18 protein-coding genes are annotated in these 17,817 nt (G+C 57.5%); all 18 read left to right on the top strand.

The window, feature by feature from the left end; translation table 11 throughout:
• Positions 1-48: 48 nt before the first annotated feature.
• Positions 49-1,038 (top strand): flotillin-like protein FloA, encoded by a 990-nt coding sequence (floA, locus tag ACFSKT_RS09605; protein WP_377491597.1) that lies wholly within the window; start codon positions 49-51, stop codon positions 1,036-1,038.
• A 33-nt stretch (positions 1,039-1,071) separates the two neighbouring features.
• The gene (locus ACFSKT_RS09600) at positions 1,072-1,563 is read left to right on the top strand and encodes a hypothetical protein (RefSeq protein WP_377722518.1); all 492 of its coding nucleotides are present in this window, start codon (positions 1,072-1,074) and stop codon (positions 1,561-1,563) included.
• A gap of 251 nt (positions 1,564-1,814) precedes the next feature.
• On the top strand, positions 1,815-2,093 hold the full coding sequence (yqfC, locus tag ACFSKT_RS09595; protein ID WP_148928759.1) for a sporulation protein YqfC: 279 nt from the start codon (positions 1,815-1,817) through the stop codon (positions 2,091-2,093).
• Between the two features lie 48 nt (positions 2,094-2,141).
• Positions 2,142-3,335, top strand: a complete 1,194-nt coding sequence (gene yqfD, locus ACFSKT_RS09590; RefSeq protein ID WP_377722517.1) for a sporulation protein YqfD — start codon at positions 2,142-2,144, stop codon at positions 3,333-3,335.
• 6 nt (positions 3,336-3,341) lie between these two features.
• Positions 3,342-4,310 carry a PhoH family protein gene (locus ACFSKT_RS09585; protein WP_377722516.1) on the top strand — a complete coding sequence of 323 codons (969 nt, stop codon included), beginning with the start codon at positions 3,342-3,344 and terminating at the stop codon, positions 4,308-4,310.
• 179 nt (positions 4,311-4,489) lie between these two features.
• A complete protein-coding gene (locus ACFSKT_RS09580) occupies positions 4,490-6,685 on the top strand; it encodes an HD family phosphohydrolase (protein WP_377722515.1) in 2,196 nt (731 codons plus the stop codon).
• A complete protein-coding gene (gene ybeY / locus ACFSKT_RS09575) occupies positions 6,682-7,179 on the top strand; it encodes an rRNA maturation RNase YbeY (RefSeq protein WP_377722514.1) in 498 nt (165 codons plus the stop codon). The genes ACFSKT_RS09580 and ybeY overlap by 4 nt, the downstream gene beginning before the upstream one ends.
• Positions 7,179-7,541 carry a diacylglycerol kinase gene (locus ACFSKT_RS09570; RefSeq protein WP_377722513.1) on the top strand — a complete coding sequence of 121 codons (363 nt, stop codon included), beginning with the start codon at positions 7,179-7,181 and terminating at the stop codon, positions 7,539-7,541. The genes ybeY and ACFSKT_RS09570 overlap by 1 nt, the downstream gene beginning before the upstream one ends.
• 24 nt (positions 7,542-7,565) lie before the next feature.
• Positions 7,566-8,021: a cytidine deaminase gene (gene cdd, locus ACFSKT_RS09565; RefSeq protein ID WP_377722512.1), complete on the top strand. Its 456-nt coding sequence runs from the start codon at positions 7,566-7,568 to the stop codon at positions 8,019-8,021.
• Entirely contained in the window at positions 8,018-8,929 is a 912-nt protein-coding gene (gene era, locus ACFSKT_RS09560; RefSeq protein ID WP_377722511.1) for a GTPase Era, read from the top strand. The genes cdd and era overlap by 4 nt, the downstream gene beginning before the upstream one ends.
• 113 nt (positions 8,930-9,042) lie before the next feature.
• Complete coding sequence (locus ACFSKT_RS09555) at positions 9,043-9,198, top strand: YqzL family protein (protein ID WP_377722510.1); 156 nt, start codon at positions 9,043-9,045, stop codon at positions 9,196-9,198.
• A 56-nt stretch (positions 9,199-9,254) separates the two neighbouring features.
• Complete coding sequence (gene recO, locus ACFSKT_RS09550) at positions 9,255-10,004, top strand: DNA repair protein RecO (RefSeq protein WP_377722509.1); 750 nt, start codon at positions 9,255-9,257, stop codon at positions 10,002-10,004.
• A gap of 367 nt (positions 10,005-10,371) precedes the next feature.
• Positions 10,372-11,259 (top strand): glycine--tRNA ligase subunit alpha, encoded by an 888-nt coding sequence (gene glyQ, locus ACFSKT_RS09545; RefSeq protein WP_377722508.1) that lies wholly within the window; start codon positions 10,372-10,374, stop codon positions 11,257-11,259.
• Positions 11,252-13,333, top strand: a complete 2,082-nt coding sequence (gene glyS, locus ACFSKT_RS09540; RefSeq protein WP_377722507.1) for a glycine--tRNA ligase subunit beta — start codon at positions 11,252-11,254, stop codon at positions 13,331-13,333. The genes glyQ and glyS overlap by 8 nt, the downstream gene beginning before the upstream one ends.
• Positions 13,334-13,344: 11 nt before the next feature.
• On the top strand, positions 13,345-14,166 hold the full coding sequence (locus tag ACFSKT_RS09535) for a pyruvate, water dikinase regulatory protein (RefSeq protein WP_377722506.1): 822 nt from the start codon (positions 13,345-13,347) through the stop codon (positions 14,164-14,166).
• A gap of 107 nt (positions 14,167-14,273) precedes the next feature.
• Positions 14,274-14,747, top strand: a complete 474-nt coding sequence (locus ACFSKT_RS09530; RefSeq protein ID WP_377722505.1) for a YaiI/YqxD family protein — start codon at positions 14,274-14,276, stop codon at positions 14,745-14,747.
• Between the two features lie 41 nt (positions 14,748-14,788).
• On the top strand, positions 14,789-16,639 hold the full coding sequence (gene dnaG / locus ACFSKT_RS09525) for a DNA primase (RefSeq protein ID WP_377722504.1): 1,851 nt from the start codon (positions 14,789-14,791) through the stop codon (positions 16,637-16,639).
• Between the two features lie 32 nt (positions 16,640-16,671).
• A complete protein-coding gene (gene rpoD, locus ACFSKT_RS09520; RefSeq protein ID WP_148928466.1) occupies positions 16,672-17,802 on the top strand; it encodes an RNA polymerase sigma factor RpoD in 1,131 nt (376 codons plus the stop codon).
• Positions 17,803-17,817 lie beyond the last annotated feature (15 nt).

Below are 17,817 nucleotides of genomic sequence, written 5' to 3'. Positions count from 1 at the left end.
GTATTGGCATTTTAGCAAGGTAAACAAAAGGAGGAGTTCGTTTTGAATTTGGATCCAACGGTGTCCATTATCATTATCGCCGTACTGGCGATCATCGTTATCTCGGTGTTTCTTAGTTTCTTCCCGATTATGCTTTGGATCTCGGCGCTGGCGTCCGGCGTGCGCATCTCGATCATCACGCTCGTGGCCATGCGTCTTCGCCGGGTAATACCGAGCCGGATCGTCAATCCGCTCATCAAAGCGACCAAGGCGGGACTGGGGCTCACCATCAACCAGCTGGAGAGTCACTTCCTCGCGGGCGGCAACGTCGACCGCGTCGTCAACGCGCTGATCGCGGCGCAGCGCGCCAACATCGAGCTCGTGTTCGAGCGCGCGGCGGCGATCGATTTGGCCGGCCGGGACGTGCTGCAAGCCGTCCAAATGAGCGTTAACCCGCGCGTCATCGAGACGCCGATCGTGGCGGCCGTCGCGAAGGACGGCATCGAAGTGAAGGTCAAGGCGCGCGTCACGGTCCGCGCCAATATCGAACGTCTCGTCGGCGGCGCCGGCGAAGAGACGATTATCGCCCGCGTCGGCGAAGGGATCGTCACGACCGTCGGTTCGTCCAATTCGCACAAGGACGTGCTAGAGAATCCGGATCTCATCTCCCGCACGGTGCTTGGCAAAGGTCTTGACGCCGGTACGGCGTTCGAAATTCTCTCGATCGATATCGCGGACGTGGACGTCGGCAAGAACATCGGGGCGCATCTGCAAACCGAACAGGCGGAAGCGGACAAACGGATCGCGCAGGCGAAGGCCGAAGAGCGCCGCGCCATGGCCGTCGCGCAAGAGCAAGAGATGAAAGCCCGCGTCGTCGAGATGCGTGCGCGCGTCGTCGAATCCGAATCGGCGGTGCCGCTTGCCATGGCGGACGCGCTCCGCACCGGCAAGATCGGCGTGCTCGATTATATGAACTTGAAGAACTTGGAAGCCGATACGCAAATGCGCAATTCGATCGGGAAGACTGACGTCGCGCCGACGGACGAAGATGAGCGTTAGCAGCCCAGCGGCGAACGGGGGTGATGGCCGTCCATGAGAACGTTGATCGAATTGCTGCTGGAGAATATCTACATCGTGATCGTCGTCGTCGGTTTTCTGCTGTCGATGCTCTCCAAAGCCCGGAAGCAGGGCGGGGGAAGCCGGATGCCGAGCTTCGGCGGCGAACCGACCGCCATGCGACCGAATCCGGCAGGAAGCGGCAGAAGCCGCGAGGAGGAGCCGGAGCGCATGTCGGACGACTGGGAGGAGGACAGCGCCACCAGAACGTACGGCGCACCGCGAGCGGAACCCGAAGCTTCTGTCCCTGAAGTGCGGCATACGCTGCAGGCGCCTCCCGTCCGGCATAAGCCGGGTCACACGAAACCGGCCGGCAGGGAGAATCCGCATGCGACGGCCTCGAATCGTTCTACCCGGCGTCGAGACGGGGCGTTTCCGCTGACCCAGGCAGACGAGCTGAAGCGAGCGGTGGTCATGGCGGAGATTCTCGGGCCGCCTCGCTCCAAGCGGCCGCTGCGGCGCCCTTAGCTTGACGAGAATAGCACACGTTAATGCAAGCCCTTGAGCACCCGAGGAAGGCTGTGAAGCCTTGCGGAGCGCCCGAGAGGACTCGATATGACCAATGACCAGCCCGCTTCTAGCGGGCTGGTCATTTTTTTGTCTGAATCAAGACATGTCTGCAGGCCGGGCCACGGCCGCGCGTAAGGTTTAAAAGCGTCATGAATCGGCGGTCTCGCGCATAGGTTGGTACAGTACGGGAAGGGGGCAGGAAGCCAACTATGGGCCGCATCAACCGCAAACTCCGCAAAATGGCAGCCGATCTGCTCGATCTGCCGCAGGATGTCGTATTTGATTTGCCACGCGTGACCATGATCGGCGACCGCCAGCTCTACATCGAGAATCATCGCGGCGTGCTTCACTTCTCCAGCGATAAATTACGACTCGCGCTCAGCAAGGGCGAACTCGAGGTGATCGGCGACGGTCTCGTCATCCGTACGATTTGGACCGAAGAGGTGTTCGTCGAAGGCCAGATCAAACATATATCGGTCCGCGAATAGCGCGCCGAACGATTTAGGACCCGAACGAATAATAGAGGGGGAGTAACGATGAATGCCTCATGGTTGCAGTGGGTGCGCGGGATCGTGACGATTCGCGTCCGCGGCGAAGGGCTCGAGCTGCTGGTCAACCGCGCATTGGCGAAGGGACTGCAATTATGGTCCATCAGCCGGACAAGCGGGGGGGAGCTTGTTTGTCAAGTGGCGGTCGGCGATTTTTTCAAGCTGCGTCCGCTGCTCAAAGAAACGGGATGCCGCGTTCACGTCGCCGGACGGAAAGGGATGCCCTTCTGGCTGCGCCGCGTGGAGAAGAGGCTTTTTTTTGGCGCGGGGCTCGTCCTGTTCTTCGTCGGCATGTACTTGCTGTCATCGCTGATCTGGTCGATCGACGTGAAGGGCAACGAGAAATTATCGGAAGAGCATATTCTGAAAGTGGCCAAGCAGCAGGGCTTGTATCCGTTCCAATGGTCGTTCCGCTTGCCGGACACGAGCGATTTGCAGCGGGACCTAACGCGCAGCCTGCCGGGGGCAGCCTGGGTCGGGGTCGAGAAGCGAGGCACCAAAATCACGATTCAGATCGTGGAAACGACGAAGCCAGCGCCGTCGCCGCCCGTCGACCCGAGGCATATCATCGCGGCCGCCGACGCGGTCATCACCGATATTCAGGCCGAGACGGGAAGGCCGGTCGTGAACCGCAACCAAAAGGTGAAGCGGGGCGACATTCTAATCTCGGGCATACTCGGCGATGAGAATCACAACATGCTCGTCCCGGCGCACGGTAAAGTAAGAGGGCTCGTGTGGCACGAATATGACATTGCCTCGCCGCTTACGCGCAAGGTGCAGGTCTACACGGGCGAGGTGATGACCCGCTGGTACGGCGTCGCGTTCGGGCGCGCGCTCAAGGTTAGCGGCTATGGCAAGATCCCGTATCAATATTTCGAGACGATTCGCCACGAGGAGCAGGCTGCTTACCGGACCTGGAGCCTGCCGCTTGGCCGGATCAAGGAGACGATCCGCGAGGTGCGCCTCGATAAAATTCCGGTCCCCGCGGCTGAGGCGAAGACGATCGGCTTGAACCAGGCGCGCGCCGATATTCTGTCGAAAGCGGGAGCGGACGCGGTTGTGCGCGCGGAAAACATTTTGCATGAAAAGACGGAGAATGGTAAAGTTTATATGAAAGTGCTTTTTGAAGTCGAACAATCGATTGCGGCGGAACAACCGTTAGTACAGATGCAAGGAGAATGAGCCTTTTTGCTGAATGAGACGAAGGTAGTGAAGATCCCGCTCGCGAACGCAGCGGAAGGGCTTGCGCTTTTCGGCCCGCAGGACAAGTATTTACGGTCCATCCAGGAGCAGACGAGCGCGGACATCATGTCGCGCGATGCGGAGATCGTCCTCTCCGGGCCAGCGCCCGAGGTGGATTCCCTCGAGCAGCTTTACACCGTTCTGCAGCAGCTGGTTCGGGGCGGCTACACCCCGTCGGAGCGCGATATCGCGTATGCGTACGAGCTGGCGCGGACGCTGCAGGCGGATCAATTGCTGGATTTGTTCAAAGCGGAAATCACGACGACGTTCCGCGGCAAGCCGATCCGGGTGAAGACGATTGGACAGCGTCATTACGTCAAGACGATCAAGCGCAAGGATGTCGTCTTCGGCGTAGGCCCGGCGGGTACGGGCAAGACGTATTTGGCGGTCGTCCTCGCGGTCGCGGCGCTGAAGGAAGGATCGGTCAAGAAGATCATGCTGACCCGACCGGCCGTCGAAGCCGGTGAGAATCTGGGCTTCCTGCCCGGCGATCTGCAGGAGAAGGTGGATCCTTACTTAAGACCGCTCTACGATGCGCTTCACGATGTCCTCGGACCCGATCAGACGGCCAAGGCGTTCGAACGCGGCTTGATCGAGGTCGCACCGCTCGCGTACATGCGCGGCAGGACGCTCGACGACTCCTTCATCATCCTCGACGAAGCGCAGAACACGACGCCGGAGCAGATGAAGATGTTCCTGACCCGTCTTGGCTTCGGATCGAAAATGGTCGTGACCGGCGACGTGACGCAGATCGATTTGCCGCGCGGCAAAAACTCAGGACTGATCGAGGCGTCGCGCATACTGAAGAACATAGACGAAATCGGATTTATTCATTTCACCGACCAGGATGTCGTCCGGCATTCACTCGTGCAGAAGATTATTATGGCGTACCAGTCGGACGCCGAAGAGAAGTAGGCGGATTATCCCGCGCCGGCTGCCGGCGCGGGATAATCCTTCATTCGGATGCGCCAGCGTAAGCCGGCATTGTTTGATCCCTCAAGCTCGCACGCGTTACCGATCATATAAAGGGATAGGAGCACGACATCGGCTTCATATTCCTAACTGGGGGATGTCCATCGCAGGAGGAGATCACCATGTTAAGCAGCTGGAAGCACAGCCCGGCGGTTCGTTGGGTGCTGCTGCTTCTGTTTGTCGTATTATTCTATTTTAGCCTTGCGCCGCATGTACTTCCGACGACCTATGACATCGAACCGGGCAAGCGCAGCGATCGGGACGTCATTGCCCCGAGCGCGAAGGAAGACAAGAAACGGACGCTCGCCGCCCAAGAGCTTGCCGCCGAGCAGGTGGAGCCGATCTATACGGTCGTCAGCCTGAAGGGCGATGCGTTGCTGGATCAGATCTTCAAGCGAATCGAGCAGCTGAATCAGGACGACCAGGTCACGGAGCAGAACAAGGTGAATATCTATCGCAGCGAGATTCCGCAGTTCTATCTTGATTACGTGGATCGCTTCGTGCAGTTGAACCGAGGCAACGATGCCTATAACGACACGCTGCTTGAGGATATGGCGCAGGGGGTCAAGGACCAAGCGTATCGGCTGCCGGAGGAGACGTATTACAAGCTTCCTTCCTTAAGCGTCGAGCAGCTGACGGAGATGCGAGACGTCGCGGTCGCGATCGTGAAGAAGCAGATGAGCGAAGGCTTGCGAGAAGCGGAGACCGCGCGATCGAAAGTGGCCGAGCTTGTGAACGCCAGCACGCTGACGGACCGCAAGTCGCGCGAGATCGTGCAGGAATTGGCGCGTTTCGCGATCATGCCCAACCGGTTCCTGAACAAGGAAGCGACGAACGAGGCGAAGGTCGCGGCGAAGGAAGAGACGCCGCCGGTGATGATTAAGCAAGGGGATATCGTCATCAAGAAGGGCGACATCGTGACGCTGGAGAATTACGAGATGTTCTCGGATTTCAACTGGCTGCAGGACAAGAAGACCTATTGGCCGCAGTTCGGGCTGCTGCTGCTATCCCTGCTTTTCGTCATCGTCATCTACAGTTACATGGAGAAAGGCGCAACGCCCGGCGTAGGCAAATACAGCAACGCCCAGTTCGTCATGCTGTGGCTGATCTATCTGCTGAATCTGCTGGCGATGGAGATCGTGCAGCTGACGCAAACGGATACGATGCCCTACGTCGGTTATTTAGCGCCGACCGCCATGGGGGCGATGCTAATCGCCATTTTATTGGACGTGCCCCTTGCGGTCGTCAGCTCGTTTTTGTTTGCCATTGCCGGCAGCGTAATCTTCAATACGAGAACGGACACGATATTCGACTTCAACTACGGCTTCGTCATTGCGGTCGTCTCGTTCGCGGCCATCTTCGGGATTCACCGCGCGGGCCAGCGTTCGACGATCCTAAAGGCGGGAATCATGGCGAGCCTGTTCGGTTCGGCTTCGGTGCTCGCGATCGTCATGCTTGGCGAGCTGCCGCAGAAGAGCGAGCTGGTGCTGACGGCTGCGTTCGCATTCGCAAGCGGGCTGCTGACTTCGATTCTCGTTATCGGACTTATGCCATTCTTCGAAGTATCGTTCGGCATTCTCTCGGCCTTGAAGCTGGTCGAGCTGTCCAACCCGAACCATCCGCTCTTGCGCAAGCTGCTGACCGAGACGCCGGGCACGTACCATCACAGCGTCATGGTCGGCAATCTGTCGGAAGCGGCGGCCGAAGCAATCGGCGCGAACGGACTACTGTGCCGTGTCGGGTCATTCTACCACGATATCGGCAAGACGAAGCGGCCGAGCTATTTCATTGAGAACCAGTCCAATATGGAAAATCCGCATGACCATATTGAGCCGAAGCTGAGCAAATCGATCATCATCGCCCATGCGCGCGACGGGGTTGAGATGCTGAAGGCGCATAATATACCGAAGCCGATCCGCGATATCGCGGAGCAGCATCACGGCACGACGTTTCTGGCGTACTTTTACCACAAGGCGGTCAAGCAGGCAGAGGAAGAGGGCGTGGATCCCGACTTTACCGAGGATGATTTTCGCTATTCCGGTCCGAAGGCGCAATCGAAGGAAGCGGCCATCGTCGGCATCGCCGACTCGGTCGAAGCCGCGGTACGCAGCCTTCGAAGCCCATCCGTCGAGCAGGTGGAGACGATGATCGCGAAGATTATCAAAGGACGACTGGACGACGGGCAGCTGAGCGACTGCGACCTGACCCTGAAGGAGCTGGACAAAATCGCGCAGACGCTAAAGGAAACGGTCATCGGCATTTTCCATTCTCGGATCGAATACCCGGAAGAGGTCAAATCAAAGGAGCGACTAGCATGAGCATACAGCTGGATTGGAGCAATGAACAGGAGAAAGTCGAACTGCCGGAGGCGTTCGTCGGGAAGTTGGAGGAGCTGCTGAAGCTGGCGGCGGAGGCGGAAGGGATTACAGACGGCGAAGTATCCCTGACTTTCGTCACAGACGAAGAAATTCATTCGCTAAACCGCGAGTATCGGAATATCGATCGTCCGACCGACGTCTTGTCGTTCGCCATTCAGGAAGTGACGGACGAAGAGCTGGATATCGTTTACGAGGTGGAGAACGAGGACGAAGAGGTGCCGCTCGAGGGCATGCTGGGCGATATCATCATTTCCGTCGAACGGGCCGCTGCGCAGGCGGAAGAATACGGGCACTCGCTGGAGCGCGAGCTCGGTTTTCTGTTCGTGCACGGCTTCTTGCACCTGATCGGCTACGACCACCAGGACGAGGAGAGCGAAGCGATCATGACCCGGAAGCAGGAAGCGACGCTTTCCCAGGTCGGTCTCACGCGCTAATGCGCCGTTTTTGGCAAAACGTCGGCTTTGCCGTCGAAGGGTTGCGCTATGCGACCAGGACGCAGCGCCATATGCGCTTCCATTGGATCGCCTCTACGCTTGCAGTGGCCGCAGGCTTATGGCTGGGTCTCTCCGGCGTGGAGTGGGCGGTGCTCGCATTGCTCATCGCCGCCGTGCTGGCGGCGGAGCTGCTCAACACGGCTGTCGAATGCGTCGTGGATTTGGCGAGTCCGCAGCAGCACCCGCTAGCGAAGGCCGCCAAAGATACCGCCGCCGCCGCCGTCCTCGTGATCGCGGCGGCCGCCGTCGTTATTGGCGCAATCCTATTTTTGCCGCATCTTGCGAATAAGTTCGGATGGTAATCATACTCGGATGGAGAGATGGACATGAATCAACCTCAAGCCGGACATAAGGACAACCTCCCGCCCGAGTGGCGGGCACTCGCGGACGCCGCGCTCGAAGCGCGCAAGCGCGCTTACGTGCCATATTCGAATTTTCAAGTCGGCGCCGCCCTGCTGGACGAGCAAGGCGTCATACATTTTGGCTGTAACGTCGAGAACGGCGCTTATAGCCCGACGAACTGCGCGGAACGCACGGCGCTTCATCGCGCCATCGCCGACGGCCATCGTCCCCGCTCGTTCCGCGCGATCGCGGTGACGGGCGACACGCAGCAGCCGATCACGCCATGCGGCGTCTGCCGCCAGGTGATTGCGGAGCTGTGCGCGCCGGACATGCCAATCATTATGACCAACACGAAAGGCGACTGGCGGATCACCACCATTACGGAGCTGCTCCCGGGCGCATTTTCATTGGAAGACGAAAGGAATCAAGCGCAATCATGAATCAACCCACCAAAAAAGAACCGTTCCGTTCCGGCTTCGTCGCGATCATCGGTCGGCCGAACGTAGGCAAGTCCACGCTGATCAACGAGATGATCGGACAAAAAATCGCGATCATGTCGGACAAGCCGCAGACGACGCGAAACAAAATCCACGGCGTATATACGGCGGACAATTATCAGATCGTGTTCCTGGACACGCCGGGTATTCACAAGCCGCAGCACAAGCTCGGCGACTTCATGAATAAGTCGGCCGTCGGCACGCTGGGCGAAGTCGACGCGGCGCTCTTCCTGATCGACGCGGCCGAAGGCTTGGGCGGCGGAGACCGTTTCATCATCGAGCAGCTGAAGAAGGTGAAGACGCCGGTCTTCCTCGTGATGAACAAGATCGATAAAATCCAGCCGGAGGCGCTGCTTCCGCTGATTACGGAATATAAAGATCTGCACGACTTCGCCGAGATCGTGCCGATCTCCGCGCTGCAGGGCAACAACATCTCGACGCTGCTGCAGACACTGACGAAGTATCTGCCGGAAGGGCCGCAGTATTACCCGGCCGATCAAGTGACGGATCATCCTGAGCAATTCGTCGTCGCCGAGCTGATCCGCGAGAAAATTCTGCACATGACGCGCGAGGAAGTGCCGCATTCGATCGCGGTCGCCATCGAAGACATGAAGGTGCAGGAGAACGGCGTTGTCTATATCGGAGCCGTGATTTTCGTCGAGCGAGATTCGCAGAAAGGCATCGTGATCGGCAAGCAAGGCGCGGTGCTGAAGGAAGTCGGCAAGCAGGCGCGCAAGGATATCGAGCTGCTGCTTGGTTCCCGCACGTTTCTGGAGCTGTGGGTCAAGGTGAAGAAGGACTGGAGGAACCAGGACCGGATGCTGAAAGACCTCGGTTTCCGCAACGACTAACGCGGCTGTTGTCATAAGGCCGGATCACATAACCAATTTATGCTTGGCATAGCCCGCGGACAATTATCGCATTCTAAGACCCTAGATCATTTCCATGACGGAGGGGAATACGGGTGCGAGATTTTTCGTGGAAGTATTTTACACTGACCGGAGACGTAGACGCTTTTTTGCTCTATAAGGAAATGGATCAATTATCGGCTGACGGCTTGGCGGAAAGCCAAGCGGAGCTGGATGCCGCGGCCGAAGCGGCGGAGGAACTTGCGCCGTAAGGAGTAATGCCTCTTCAGCCTATTCGGTTTGCGCGGCCGGTTAAGGGGAGAGGCACATGCAGTATCGGGTCGAAGGCTTGGTTATCCGAAGCATCGATTACGGGGAAGGCAACAAAATCGTCACGCTGCTGACGAATACGCACGGCAAAGTGGGCGTCATTATCCGCGGAGCGAAGAAGGCCAAAAGCAGGCACGGCTCGCTAGCCCAGCTTTTCACGCACGGCGAATTTATCTTTTTCCGTAATACCGGCCTTGGTACGCTAACGCATGGTGAGATTATTGAATCTCACCATGTTTTGCGTGAAGGGCTGGAGCTTACCGCTTATGCGTCTTACGCAGCGGAGTTGACGGATCGCGCGCTGCAGGAGGACGAGGCGGGCGCCTACGTATTCGAACAGCTGAAGAGCTGCTTCGCCGCGCTTGCGGAAGGCAAGGATCCGGAAATTATCATCCAATTGTACGAGATCAAAGTTTTGGAATTAACGGGCTACGCCCCGGACTTCGAGACGTGCGCATCCTGCGGCAACGTCGTCGGACCGATGGCGCTCAGCGCCCGGGCCGGCGGCGTCCTGTGCAGCCGCTGCGCCTACCGGGATCCGCAAGCGCTGCATCTCACGGACGGCGCGCTCAAACTTCTGCGGCTGTATCGACGGATGGATATGAGGCGGATGGGGCAGGTACAGGTCAAGCCCGAGACGAAGAAGCTGCTCAAGCAGGCGATGCGGCAGCTAATGGATACGCATGTCGGGTTGAATCTGAAGTCGCGTTCGTTTCTGGATCAGCTGGACAAGTACACGCTGGAGTAAGCGTATTGCCTGAAGTTGACTTTTTGACTCAAAATGGCTATGATTAGGCATTATGAATACGGGCAATGAGGGAGAAAGTAATCGATTTGGTCGCGTGGCCAGCGAGCCGGGGATAGTGCAAGCCCGGTCTAGATCAATCGGCGAAGGGCACTCCGGAGTCCGGCAAGCAGGAACGAAAGCGGGTTCTCGGACAAGCTGCGCGCGGCGCGGCTCGCACGGGGACCAAGTAGGGTGGAACCGCGGGAGATATGCTCTCGTCCCTATGTCTGATCATCGGACATAGGGGCGGGAGCTTTTTGCATGCTTGAGCACTAGTCTGGTGACGAGGAACGACACCATACCAAGAAGAAGGGAAGTTAAGCGAGAGATGAATTTTCAGAACATGATTTTGACGCTCCAGCAATTCTGGGCGGAGCAGAACTGTATTCTCGTTCAGCCGTACGATACCGAGAAAGGCGCCGGCACGATGAACCCGATGACGTTCCTTCGCACGATCGGACCGGAGCCGTGGAACGTAGCGTACGTCGAACCTTCGCGCCGTCCGGCCGACGGCCGTTATGGCGAGAATCCGAACCGGTTGTACCAGCATCATCAATTCCAAGTGATCCTGAAGCCGTCCCCGGATAATATTCAAGAGCTGTATCTCGAGAGCCTGAAGCGCCTTGGCATTGATCCGCTCCATCACGATATCCGGTTCGTCGAGGATAACTGGGAGTCGCCGACGCTCGGCGCATGGGGTCTGGGCTGGGAAGTATGGCTGGACGGCATGGAGATTACGCAGTTTACGTATTTCCAGCAGGTCGGCGGCATCGACGCGAACCCGGTCGCGGTCGAAATTACATACGGCATGGAGCGTCTGGCTTCCTACATTCAGGACAAAGAGAACGTCTTCGATCTGGAGTGGGTCAATGGGGTCACGTACGGAGACGTGTTCAAGCAGCCGGAATACGAACACTCCAAGTACACGTTCGAAACTTCCGACGCGGCGATGCTTTTCCAATTGTTCAACATGTACGAAGAAGAAGCGAAGAAGACGATGGAGCAGAAGCTTGTCTTCCCGGCTTACGATTACGTGCTCAAGTGCTCCCATACGTTCAACCTGCTCGACGCGCGCGGCGCGATCAGCGTAACGGAGCGCACGGGCTACATCATGCGGGTTCGCAACCTGGCGCGCGCCTGCGCGGCGACGTACTTGGAAGAGCGCGAACGTCTCGGCTTCCCGCTGCTTAAGAAAGGAGTGAGCGCAAATGGCTAAGGATTTGCTGCTGGAGATTGGACTTGAGGAAGTGCCGGCGCGCTTCGTGCGCGGGGCGATGAACCAACTGAAAGAGAAGACCGTCAAATGGCTGGAGAATGCCCGTATTCCGCATGGCGAAGTGAAAGCCTTCGCAACGCCGCGGCGTCTGGCGGTGCTGATTCAAGACGTGGAAGAGAAGCAAGCGGACGTGAGCGAAGAAGTGAAAGGCCCGTCGCGCAAAATCGCGCTGGATGAGAGCGGCGCTTGGAGCAAAGCGGCGCTCGGATTCGCCCGCAGCCAAGGCGTCGATCCGGCCGACTTCTTCTTTAAGGAACTAGGCGGCGTCGAGTATGTGTATGCGAACAAAAGCAGCGTCGGCACCGTGACGAGCGAAGTGCTGCCGGAGGGCTTAAGCGCGATCGTGACGTCGATGTCGTTCCCGAAAAACATGCGTTGGGGCGCATACGACTTGAAATTCGTCCGTCCGATCAAGTGGATGATCGCATTGTTCGGCCAGGATGTCGTGCCTTTCGAAATTACGGGCGTACATACCGGCAATACGACGCGCGGCCACCGCTTCCTTGGCGGCGAGACAATCGTAGGCGAGCCACGGCAATACGAGGCCAAGTTGAAAGAGCAGCAAGTGATCGTCGACGTTGAGGAACGCGAGCAGCTGATCCTCGATCAGATCGCATCGCTTGCGGCCGACAAGGGTTGGAACATCGCGGTGAAGGAAGATTTGCTGGAGGAAGTCTTGTTCCTCGTCGAATATCCGAATGTGCTCTTCGGTACCTTCGATCCGGCGTTCCTGAACATCCCGCAAGAGGTCCTCATTACGTCGATGCGCGAGCATCAGCGCTACTTCCCGGTGCTGGACGGCGAAGGCAAGCTGCTGCCGTTCTTCGTAACGGTGCGCAACGGCGACCGCACGTCGATCGAGCAAGTAGCCAAAGGCAATGAGAAAGTGCTCCGCGCTCGTCTGTCGGACGCCAAATTCTTCTATGAAGAAGACCAGAAACTGGCGATCAACGATGCGCTCGCCAAGCTTACGACGATCGTCTATCACGAGGAACTCGGCACGGTAGCGGACAAAGTACGGCGGATTCAAGTGACGGCGAGCAAATTGTCGGACGCGCTTCGCGTCGATTCGCGCGTGCTGGACGACGTCAATCGCGCGGCCGCGATTTGCAAATTCGACCTCGTTACCCAAATGGTCTACGAGTTTCCGGAGCTGCAGGGCGTCATGGGCGAGGACTATGCCCGTAAGGCCGGCGAGCGCGCCGAGGTTGCACAGGCCATCAATGAACACTACCAGCCGCGCTTCGCGGGCGACCGCGCACCGAGCTCGCTCGTCGGCGCCATCGTGAGCATCGCGGACAAAATCGACACGATCGTCGGCTGCTTCTCGATCGGCATTATCCCGACGGGCTCGCAAGACCCTTACGCGCTGCGCCGCCAAGCCGCGGGCATCGTTCAGATTGTGCTCGCACACGGCTTGAAGCTGCCGCTCGATACGCTGTTCAATTTGTCCCTGGATGTCCATCAAGGGCGCGGGTTGAAACGCGAAGCCGGCGACATCCGTAAAGACTTGCATGAATTTTTCGGCCTTCGCGTAAAGAACGTGCTATCCGAGCAAGGTATCCGGTATGACGTTATCGACGCGGTCATGGCTTCCGGCTACGGCGATTTGCGCCAAACGATCGACCGCGCTTCCGCCCTGACGTTGGCTGTAGCGGGCGAACGTCAAGCCGAATTCAAGCTTGTCGTCGATGCGTTGACCCGCGTAGGCAACTTGGCCGCGAAGGCGACGACGCGGGACGTGCTGCCGGAGCTGTTCGCCGAAGAGGTCGAACATGCCCTGTTCCGCGCGTTCAATGAGGTGAAGCCGAAAGTCGACGCCGCGCTGGAAGCGGGGGACTCGGCCGTCGCGCTCCGCGAGTTAGCTGTTTTGAAAGACGCGATTAACGGTTATTTCGACCGTGTAATGGTAATGGCTGAAGAGGATAACGTCCGCGCGAACCGGCTGGCTACGCTTGCCTTGATCGCGGAGCAAACGTCGCGCATCGCCGATTTGTCCAAATTGGTTTGGTAGGGGGATATGCTATGGCTGCCAGTACGCAAGCTGAAGTGATCATCTATGTGGTTTCGGATTCCGCCGGCGATACCGGGGAGCTCGTCGTACGGGCGGCCGTCGCCCAGTTCCATCCGATCTCGGCCGATATCCGCAGGGCCCCGTTCGTCCAGGACGAAGCGGCCGCCGCGCGGATCGTCGAGCTGGCGAAGGAAGCAGGCGCCATCATTCTCTATACGCTTGTCCTCCCGCAGCTGCAGGAGTGCTTGAACAGCCTGGCGCAGGAGCATGGCGTGCCGGCCATCGATTTGCTCGGCACGCTCGTGGGCAGCCTCGAGCAGAAGACCGGCCGCAAATCCCGTCAAGAACCCGGACTCAACCACGTGCTTGACGAGGATTACTTCCGGAAGGTCGAGGCAGTGGAATTCGCGGTTAAATACGACGATATGCGGGATACGACGGGCATTACGAAAGCGGATATCGTGCTCGTCGGCGTCTCCCGCACGTCTAAGACGCCGCTCTCGATGTATTTGGCCCACAAAAAGTTCAAGGTCGCGAACGTGCCGCTCATGCCGGAGCTTACCCCGCCGGACGAACTGTTCCGCATTCCGAAGGAGAAGATCGTAGGGCTGACGATCGGCGTCCATTATTTGAACGTCATTCGCAAGGAGCGGTTGAAGGCGCTCGGCCTACCGGATAGCGCGGCTTATGCCACGCCGACCCGGATCGAACGGGAGCTCGCACACGCGAATGAAATCATGACCAAACTAGGTTGCGTCGTAATCGACGTGTCACACCGGGCAGTTGAAGAGACGGCCAGTTTGATCATGGAAAGCATTGTGAAATCGTCCTAACTATTTTTGTAAAGAAACTTTGCGATGTACCCTTGACAAGCAGGATTTTTTTGTTCTTTGCCGTATATAATAGTACGGTACTTTACCAGAAAATGCGGTGAACCTCAGTGGCGACAAGGTCTGAACCCCTTATTGTCGTGGATGCGGACGCTTGTCCGGTCAAACGGGAAATCGTGCAGGTCGCGCGCACGCTCGCGGTGGAAGTGCTGATGATCGCTTCGTTCGATCATCGGCTGGAAGCCGAGCCGGGGGTGCGCGTCGTTCAGGTCGACAGAAGCGATCAGTCTGTCGACCTTTACATAGCCAATCATGTCGGAAAGGGAGACATCGTGATTACGCAGGACTTCGGTCTTGCGGTCGTCGTGCTGGCGAAAGGCGCAACCGCGCTTTCACCGCGCGGGCAAGAGTATGACGAGCGGAATATCGATTTTCTGATGGAACGCCGCCATGAGCTTGCCAAGCGACGCCGCAGCGGCGGCAAAACGAGAGGCCCCAAGGCGATGACGGACGAGGATCGTTACCGGTTTCAGCAAAAGCTGACAAAAGTTTTGCTCCATCGGCAGGAGATTGGTGAACCATAGCGAATAGTATTACGTGTCATTTTGGATGAAGGTGAAGTTCATTGGCTTACGAGAAAATACCGGATTCCGTCATTGAAGCGGTACTTCGGCATCATGATATCGTAGATACGGTGGGCAAATACGTTCAGCTTTCCAAGCAGGGAAAATACATGAAAGGGTTGTGCCCCTTTCATTCCGAGCGTACGCCCTCGTTCACGGTCACGCCGGAAAAACAAATTTTTCACTGTTACGGATGCGGAACAGGCGGCAACGCCATCAAGTTTATTCAGGAAATCGAGGAATACTCATTCCCTGAAGCGGTGAAGGTCATGGCGCAGGAGGCCGGCATCCCGTTCGATTGGACGGCGAGCGATGCAGCCCCGACGCCGGCGGATCTCGAGCGCGAGAAGCTGATCGAAGCGCACGAGCTGACCGCCAAATTATACAATTATTTGTTGAAGAACACGACGCACGGTCAGCAGGCGATGGCCTATCTGCGCAATCGGGGCGTCACCGACAAACAGATCGACCACTTCAACATCGGCTACGCGCCGAGGGAATGGGATACGCTGGTTCGTTTCCTCGATCAGCGCAAATTCGATCTGGCCCTTATGGAGAAGGGCGGATTGATCAGCGCCAAACACGACGGAAGCGGCTATGTGGACCGGTTCAGGGAACGCATCATGTTCCCGTTATGGAGCCGGGAGGGCAAGACGATCGCGTTTGCCGGACGTCTCTTAGGCGAAGGACAACCGAAGTATATGAATTCGCCGGAGACGCGGTTGTTCAACAAAAGCCGGAACTTGTACAATTTCCACCATGCGCGCGTGGATATGCGCAAGCATCGGCGAGTCGTTTTATTCGAAGGGTATATGGACGTCATCAAGGCATGGAGCGCCGGGGTGAACAACGGCGTCGCTTCCATGGGCACGTCGCTGACGGAGGAACATGCGTCGCTCCTTCAGCGGAACGCGGACGAGGCCATCATCTGTTACGATGGCGATAATGCGGGTATGGCCGCCGCGCTCAAGACGATCCCGCTGCTCGAGAAGACGGGGCTTAAAGTACAAGTGGCAGTGCTTCCGCAAGGGATGGATCCGGACGAATATATTGAGAAGCATGGCGCGAACGCGTTCATGCGCGAGATGATCGAGCATCCGGTGTCGGCCACGAAATTTAAGCTAATATATGCCAAGAAAAACCATATACTCCTAGAAGAAGAGGGGCGCAAAGATTACCTGCTCGAAGCGGCCGGCATCATCGCCGCGCTGGACTCCCCGATTGAACGGGAAATCTATCTCAAAGATTTGTCCCGGGAATTCGATATACCTATTGAGGTGCTCAAACAGGACGTCTTTCATCACCGGGAAAAGTCCTACAAAATGAAACCGCAAAGGGATAATAACGACAATTGGTGGAATACTGGTAGGAATGAAAACCGTCGTGTGCCCAATACGCCCGCCATCCCGCAAGCTCCGCCGGTTTTGCCGGCTTACCAGTCCGCCGAGCGCAGGCTGCTGGCCCGGATGCTGCAGGATGCCGAAGTGGCGCAGGCCGTGCACGACAAGCTCGGAGACGCATTTAACGTAGAGGATCACGCAGCGCTTGCTGCTTATTTATACGCTTATTATGCGCAAGGCCATGATCCCGATGTCAGCCGGTTTATCGCCTCGCTCCAAGACGACCGTCTGGAACGGACAGCCGCTTCGATCCTGATGACAGAGGATAACTTCCCTTTCGATGAGGGGCTGCTGGAGGACTTTATCCGAGAAATCCGCAAAGTGCCGCTGCAGCGGGAGATCGAACGGAAAAGAGAAGAAATGGTGCGTGCAGAGCGCTCCGGCGACATGTTATTGGCTGCAAGAATTGGAATTGAGATCAATACCCTAGAACGCAATATGAAGCAACGGTAGGCTTATATTTCTAGGGGGGAGGGAGTCGTATTATGGCGAACGATCAACATACTGAATTGGATGCTGAACAGAAGCTGGATCTTGTCAAGGAACAGCTGATTGAACAGGGGAAGAAAAGATCCACTTTAACGTACAAAGATATCATGGAGAAGCTATCCCCTTTTGATCAAGATCCGGAACAAATCGACGAGTTCTTCGAACAGCTCGACGATCACGGCATTGAAGTGGTAAATGAGAGCGACGAAGACCACCGCCCGAGCATCGGGGGGGATGACCAAGAGCGCGAGCATGACGACTTCAATTTCGATGACGATTTGGCACTCCCGCCAGGCATCAAAATCAATGACCCGGTACGGATGTATCTGAAAGAAATCGGCCGCGTTCCGCTTCTTTCGGCTGACGACGAAGTCGAACTCGCGAAGCGGATCGAGCATGGCGACGAAGAGGCGAAACGCCGTCTGGCCGAAGCGAACCTCCGTCTGGTCGTGAGCATCGCCAAGCGCTATGTCGGCCGCGGCATGCTGTTCCTTGACCTCATTCAGGAAGGCAACATGGGTCTGATCAAGGCGGTCGAGAAATTCGACCACACGAAGGGCTATAAATTCAGTACGTACGCGACCTGGTGGATTCGCCAAGCGATCACGCGCGCGATTGCGGACCAAGCACGCACGATCCGGATTCCCGTTCATATGGTCGAGACGATCAACAAGCTCGTACGCGTGTCCAGACAGCTGCTGCAGGAACTTGGCCGCGAGCCAAGCCCGGAAGAAATTGCGCAGGAGATGGATCTGTCCACCGAGAAGGTACGCGAAATTATGAAAATCGCGCAGGAGCCGGTATCGCTCGAGACGCCGATCGGCGAAGAAGACGATTCGCATCTGGGAGATTTCATTGAAGACCAGGAGGCGCTCGCGCCAGCCGATGCGGCCGCATACGAGCTGCTGAAGGAACAACTGGAGGATGTACTCGATACGCTCACGGAGCGCGAGGAGAATGTGCTTCGTCTGCGGTTCGGTCTGGATGACGGCAGAACCCGCACGTTGGAGGAAGTCGGCAAAGTGTTCGGCGTTACGCGCGAACGGATTCGCCAGATCGAAGCGAAAGCGCTGCGCAAGCTGCGTCACCCGAGCCGGAGCAAACGTCTGAAAGATTTCTTGGAATAATCGAAGGGGACCCCT

The sequence above is a fragment of the Paenibacillus xanthanilyticus genome (genome assembly GCF_042682185.1).
GTDB classification, from domain to species: Bacteria; Bacillota; Bacilli; order Paenibacillales; family Paenibacillaceae; genus Paenibacillus_Z; species Paenibacillus_Z xanthanilyticus.
This window is presented reverse-complemented; position numbering and strand designations above follow the sequence as displayed.

Coding starts and splice junctions, on each gene's coding strand:
- ACFSKT_RS09600 (WP_377722518.1), top strand. CDS start 1,072: ATGAGAACGTTGATCGAATTGCTGCTGGAGAATATCTACATCGTGATC.
- yqfC (WP_148928759.1), top strand. CDS start 1,815: ATGGGCCGCATCAACCGCAAACTCCGCAAAATGGCAGCCGATCTGCTC.
- yqfD (WP_377722517.1), top strand. CDS start 2,142: ATGAATGCCTCATGGTTGCAGTGGGTGCGCGGGATCGTGACGATTCGC.
- ACFSKT_RS09580 (WP_377722515.1), top strand. CDS start 4,490: ATGTTAAGCAGCTGGAAGCACAGCCCGGCGGTTCGTTGGGTGCTGCTG.
- ybeY (WP_377722514.1), top strand. CDS start 6,682: ATGAGCATACAGCTGGATTGGAGCAATGAACAGGAGAAAGTCGAACTG.
- ACFSKT_RS09570 (WP_377722513.1), top strand. CDS start 7,179: ATGCGCCGTTTTTGGCAAAACGTCGGCTTTGCCGTCGAAGGGTTGCGC.
- cdd (WP_377722512.1), top strand. CDS start 7,566: ATGAATCAACCTCAAGCCGGACATAAGGACAACCTCCCGCCCGAGTGG.
- era (WP_377722511.1), top strand. CDS start 8,018: ATGAATCAACCCACCAAAAAAGAACCGTTCCGTTCCGGCTTCGTCGCG.
- recO (WP_377722509.1), top strand. CDS start 9,255: ATGCAGTATCGGGTCGAAGGCTTGGTTATCCGAAGCATCGATTACGGG.
- glyQ (WP_377722508.1), top strand. CDS start 10,372: ATGAATTTTCAGAACATGATTTTGACGCTCCAGCAATTCTGGGCGGAG.
- glyS (WP_377722507.1), top strand. CDS start 11,252: ATGGCTAAGGATTTGCTGCTGGAGATTGGACTTGAGGAAGTGCCGGCG.
- ACFSKT_RS09535 (WP_377722506.1), top strand. CDS start 13,345: ATGGCTGCCAGTACGCAAGCTGAAGTGATCATCTATGTGGTTTCGGAT.
- rpoD (WP_148928466.1), top strand. CDS start 16,672: ATGGCGAACGATCAACATACTGAATTGGATGCTGAACAGAAGCTGGAT.